The 5448-nt window shown below is 42.0% G+C and carries 5 protein-coding genes; 2 read left to right on the top strand and 3 right to left on the bottom strand.

Going from position 1 to position 5448, the window contains the following annotated elements:
* Nucleotides 1–107 precede the first annotated feature (107 nt).
* Nucleotides 108–998: an RluA family pseudouridine synthase gene (locus VN379_RS09940; RefSeq protein ID WP_325533322.1), complete on the top strand. Its 891-nt coding sequence runs from the start codon at nt 108–110 to the stop codon at nt 996–998.
* Nucleotides 999–1058: 60 nt separating this feature from the next.
* Nucleotides 1059–1991, top strand: coding sequence for a class II fructose-1,6-bisphosphate aldolase (fba, locus tag VN379_RS09935; RefSeq protein WP_325533320.1), 933 nt, complete (start codon nt 1059–1061; stop codon nt 1989–1991).
* Between the two features lie 257 nt (nt 1992–2248).
* On the opposite strand, the gene VN379_RS09930 is transcribed toward fba, so the two are convergent.
* The 3 genes from VN379_RS09930 to VN379_RS09920 all read right to left on the bottom strand — a co-directional run bounded on the left by VN379_RS09930 (nt 2249) and on the right by VN379_RS09920 (nt 5419).
* Nucleotides 2249–3310, bottom strand: a complete 1062-nt coding sequence (locus tag VN379_RS09930; protein WP_325533318.1) for an SIR2 family protein — start codon at nt 3308–3310, stop codon at nt 2249–2251.
* Between the two features lie 68 nt (nt 3311–3378).
* Complete coding sequence (locus tag VN379_RS09925) at nt 3379–4869, bottom strand: AAA family ATPase (protein WP_325533316.1); 1491 nt, start codon at nt 4867–4869, stop codon at nt 3379–3381.
* Nucleotide 4870: 1 nt separating this feature from the next.
* Entirely contained in the window at nt 4871–5419 is a 549-nt protein-coding gene (locus VN379_RS09920; RefSeq protein WP_325533314.1) for a hypothetical protein, read from the bottom strand.
* Between the last annotated feature and the right edge of the window lie 29 nt (nt 5420–5448).

Here is a 5448-nt window from a genome sequence, read left to right as displayed (position 1 = left end):
TATCCATTATTGCAAGGGAGGCATCTGCCTCCTTTATTTTTTTAAAGGATTTTAATCTCGATAATACGAATACTACTTCACAGCATTAATTAATTCGAGGAGTCGCAATGCCTGATTTTGCAGTACCATTAACCTGCCCCACCCTATCGGTAAAAGATTTTCTACGCCGTCAGGCGGGGATATCGCTAACTTTATGGCGTAAGATAAAATACAAAGGAACACTCAAGGTAAATAACTTCCCGGCAACGATACATGGCTTGGTTTATCCCGGTGATATAGTTACTGTCACCTGGCCGGAAGATTCGACAATCATGGCGGAAAACTTACCGCTGTCCATTGCTTATGAGGATGAATGGCTTTTAGCCACAGATAAGCCCGCCGGTATGCTGGTGCACCCGGCATCCGGCCAGCATTCTGGAACCTTAGCAAATGCTGTTATGCATTATTATCAGCAACAAAATTACTCATGTGGTTTCCATCCCGTCAACAGGCTTGATCGCAATACCTCAGGCCTAGTACTTATTGCCAAACGACCAGATATTCAGCATTGGCTGAATCAAAACCAACAACAGTTAACAAAAACATACCTGGCCATCGCCGCAGGCCTACCCTATCCGCCCGAAGGGAGCATCAATGTCCCTATTGGCCGGAAGCCCGGAAGCATAATTGAACGCGAGGTTAGCCTAACCGGTCAGCAGGCAATTACCCATTATCGTGTACTTAATGTCTTTAAAAATGCCAGTTTGCTTGAGATCATACTAGAAACTGGACGTACCCACCAGATACGGGTACATTTAAACCATATTGGCTGCCCATTACTAGGTGATGACTTGTATGGTGGGCCAACAAACTTAATTCACCGACAGGCATTGCATGCAGCTAAGATCAGCTTACCACATCCAATTACGCAACAGATTACCGATATTATCAGCCCTATTCCTGGTGACTTGACAGATCTTATAAGCCAACTTGGCGAGCCGGTTACAAATATGCTATAATGTATGGGAAATATGCTATCATATATCTGATTTTCAGGGAAAATATAGGAGGGATTTCATTTGTCATTAGTCACTTCGAAAGAGATGTTTAAAAAAGCGTATGCAGGACAATACGCTGTTGGAGCGTTTAACGTTAATAACATGGAAATTATCCAGGGTATTGTTGACGCAGCCAAGGAAGAGCAGGCCCCACTGATCCTCCAGGTATCTGCCGGCGCCCGCAAATATGCTAAACATATCTACTTAATGAAGCTGGTTGAAGCCGCTATAGATGATTCAGGCCTGCCTATTTGCTTACATCTTGACCATGGTGAGGATTTTGAAATCTGTAAATCTTGCATTGATGGTGGTTTTACTTCTGTCATGATCGACGGCTCAAAACTGCCATTTGAAGAAAATATTGCTCTTACTAAAAAAGTAGTAGAATACGCCCATGAACGCGGTGTTGTTGTCGAAGCTGAGCTTGGCCGTTTGGCTGGTATCGAGGATGCCGTCAATGTCAGCACCAAAGACGCTACATATACTGATCCAGATCAAGCTGTTGAGTTCGTTGAACGTACCGGTGTAGATTCATTGGCTATTGCCATCGGCACCAGCCACGGCGCTTATAAATTTAAAGGCGATTGCAACCTTGATTTTGACCGCTTAACAACAATCTCCAGGCTTCTCCCGGCTTTTCCCCTTGTGTTGCACGGCGCCTCTACTGTACTACCTGAGTTTGTGGAAAAATGCAATAATTATGGTGGGCAGATAAAAGGTGCACAAGGCGTACCCGAGGATATGCTGCTTAGGGCCGGTAAACTAGGAGTATGTAAGATTAATATTGATACCGATCTTCGTTTAGCTATGACAGCGTCAGTCAGAGAGCATTTATCCAAGAACCCGTCCGACTTTGACCCTCGTCAATACCTCAAACCTGCCCGTGAAGCCATCACAGGCATGGTCAAACACAAGATCCGGAATGTTTTAAACTGTAGCGGTCGCCTAAAGTAGACTAGCATATAATTTCTATAATGGGAAAAATTAATGATATGTCCATTATAGAAAGGGGTTGTATCATGCACACTAACAATGTCAATTTTGCCGCTTTATCTACAGAAGAACTTAGTACCCTTGAAAAATTTGAGAAAGAGTTTGCTAGTAAACATGGCAGCAAAGTTTTTCTTCTCGCATTTAACACTAATAAATAAGCAGAAAAAAAAGCGCCGCTGTTATGCACATCATGCACATAACAGCGGCGCCTCTTTTTCTTATAAGAACTTTTCCGGTTGCTTACAAAAATCTTCGAATGTATCATTAGTGAACAATATATTGGTACCTAAAAATCGCGAATAGCGTTTTTTCTCTTCGTCGATCTTTTCCTGCTTTTTCCCTGGATAGTTGTTAATTACAGTTATGCGCAGACGATCATTACGATTGGTCTGAATTCGTTTTATCAGATATTTTATATGCATATCAGCGTCTGGAAATGAATAACCGCAAAAAATAAGGTGTTCCGTGTCACGCAGGCTTATTTCAGTTTTGTGCCAAACAATATTTAAAAAACTATTTGACATGTCTTTAAAAAAAGTCGGCGGTACAATAACTGGTGTTTTTATTGACTGGCAAGTTGCACACAATGCCTGTGATGGATCTGTTAGCAAGCGAAGAATTCCCTGTTGGTAATTAATTAGCTTTAATGCATTACAAGTCGGGCAATAAGACCAATTAAGCGAGCCATGTACCTTATAAAGATTAACAATAGGCTTATTCAGTTGCTGTAGATAAACTGGGCTTATATAATTAGTGAAGTCTATGCCATAATCAACAGCAATATCATCTCTAGAAGTTAGCGCCTGATCGATCAATACATCATAGTTAGTAGATAGAAATATCATATCAGTCAGACAGTCAAGTTCGCTCAGACGGTCCACTAAACCACGATGAAGACCTTGTACATCTGATGTTTTATCTTCCAGTACCTCAGCCATTAACAACACCAGATATTGCCTAATAAAACCAATACGATTACTACCTTTAGCAAGATTCTCGAGGTCGAAATCTTTAAAAGACTGTCGCTTGCGAACAGCTAAATCTAAAAGACCAATTGCCTCTTCAAAGGTCGGAAAATTGATAGTATCCAGATCATCATGAAGGACATCAATAAAAAATATTTGTTTAAAATAGGCACAAAGTTCGCTTACCCGTTTAACGTCGCTGTAATTATTCTTATCCCGGAGTTCTTTAAAATATTTTTTAAAGAGCATACTTTGTACTGGCGCGCCCTCCGCGGCAGAAGCGCCGCCGCCTAAAAGGATTGTTGTTTTTATCATACCAAAATTTATTCTTTCCTCGAAACGCAGGAGTATGCAAAAAAAACGTCCAACTGCTGGATGCAACATTATGCAGCTTGTTCATTACCATTTAAAAGAACCCTAAATTCATCACCAGAGATAAACTCTTTAGCTAGTAATGTGTCTATAATTTGGGTGAAAGCTGTCTGATGATCAGTAAGAATTGCTTTTACCTGAGATTCAATCTGTTTAAAAATGCCGGTAATCGTATTGTGTAAAAGCTCTTTCGGCACATCATCAGGCGATACAATACCGAGCTCAGACATACCGCCAAATACTATTTCTTTAGCCATATCGGCAGCCTGCTTAAAATCGTTGGCTGCACCGGTACTGCGTGTACCAAGAAACATTTCTTCGGCAATCGCCCCGGCTACAGCTACCGCAATCTTGCTTTTGATGTAGTCAACAGTATATAAATAGATATCGTCCTGCTGCGTCTGCCGGACATAGCCCAGGGCATTACCGCGTGCTACTACATTCACGCTGGCTACTGAGCCTGGCGAAGTATACTCACTTAACAGCGCATGTCCGGTCTCATGCACAGCTATCCTATTTCTCTCATCTGTGTTTGGAATCCGGTCAAGCTTTTCACCCATAATTACCTTTTCCACGGCGCTGCGTAAATGCTGAGCAGTAATTGTTCCGGAACTTTCCCTAAATGCCAGAATAGCAGCTTCATTAGCCACACTTTCTAAATGAGCCCCGGAAAAACCAAAGGTGTCATTAGCCACATCGGCCAGTGAAACATCGTCAGCCAATGGTTTATTACGGGTATGCAATTGGAGAATTCTCATCCGTCCTTTCTTATCAGGCAAATCAACCTTAACCTGACGATCAAAGCGACCTGGGCGAAGCAGAGCCGAATCAAGAATGTCAATCCTATTGGTTGCACCAATCACTAAGATGCGAATAGCATCATTCTCCGACATACCGTCCATTTGCACTAAAAGCTCATTTAGGGTCTGATCATACTCCATGTGACCAGCGTTTTGGCCGCGTTTACCACCCAAAACCTCAATTTCGTCAATAAAAATAACCGCACTGGCCTTATCATTGCGTTTTGCCACATCACGGGCCTGCTTAAACAGCTGTCGGACCCGCTGGGCCCCAACACCGACATACATCTCAACAAACTCTGAACCACTGGCTGCTAAAAACGCCGATCCGGTAAAATGGGCTGCCGCTTTTGCGAGCAGCGTTTTACCGGTACCTGGTGGTCCATTGAGTAAGATGCCTTTAAGCGGACGAATTCCTAAGGTCTTAATTCGTTCAACATCTTTGATAAACTCAAGAGCTTCACATAATTCCCCTTTAGCCATATCCTGACCGCCAATATCATCAAAACTTATCAATTGTTCTTCAGCCATCCCTTTAGAGACTATAACAAACGACTTGTTGCCGGTACGCTTGCTATTGACATACAAAAATGCAGCAGCTAGTCCAACAATAAAAAGTATCGGCAGCAAATCAATCCCTTGAATAGCTAAAAACATAAGTATAGCTATTGCCATCCCAATACCAATCTCAAGATATCGCATCCTATTTCACCCCTTGTCTACTGTCAGCACGTGCAACTACCACATACATTTCATTTGTGCCTTTGGTCATTTGCAAATAAACTTTGTTGGTATCTACATAAGTCTGCGTTTCTACACCTGCGATGCTGGCCTTAGCTTCAATACGCTCAGCCATTTCCGTAAAATTCCCGGTGAAAATGGCTTCTTGAATCGTATAATGGATAGAATAGTAAAATTTATCCAGATCGGGTGTGCGATTATCCTGGATAATAATATCATATTTCTTCTGTCCACTCACCTGTTTTAAGCCTTCAGCCATCTCACCATACAGCTTCTGTAAATTCGGCACATGAGCAAGCTTTACATATATTTTAATGGGTTCTCCAGTTCTTCCTTGTTCATTTAAAGGACCAATATGAACAGATTCCACCCCGTCGATATTCTGAAACGTTTTGTTAATTGGGTTAGCTACCGCGTATTTATTCCATAATAATTGTCCCCCAAACAAGACAGCAAGCGTGAGCACCAGTGTCAGACCACCGACAACCCAGTTATAATCTTTTTTCGTCATGTACTAATGCTCCCTTCTTAGATATAGAT

The organism is Sporomusa sp. (genome assembly GCF_035561255.1).
GTDB lineage: Bacteria > Bacillota > Negativicutes > Sporomusales > Sporomusaceae > Sporomusa.
Note: the sequence above shows the minus strand (reverse complement) of the source record. Positions and strands in the feature narration are given on the sequence as shown.

Excerpts from the sequence above, each read along its gene's own strand:
- VN379_RS09930 (WP_325533318.1), bottom strand. The coding sequence starts at position 3,310 with ATGATAAAAACAACAATCCTTTTAGGCGGCGGCGCTTCTGCCGCGGAG.
- VN379_RS09940 (WP_325533322.1), top strand. The coding sequence starts at position 108 with ATGCCTGATTTTGCAGTACCATTAACCTGCCCCACCCTATCGGTAAAA.
- VN379_RS09920 (WP_325533314.1), bottom strand. The coding sequence starts at position 5,419 with ATGACGAAAAAAGATTATAACTGGGTTGTCGGTGGTCTGACACTGGTG.
- VN379_RS09925 (WP_325533316.1), bottom strand. The coding sequence starts at position 4,869 with ATGCGATATCTTGAGATTGGTATTGGGATGGCAATAGCTATACTTATG.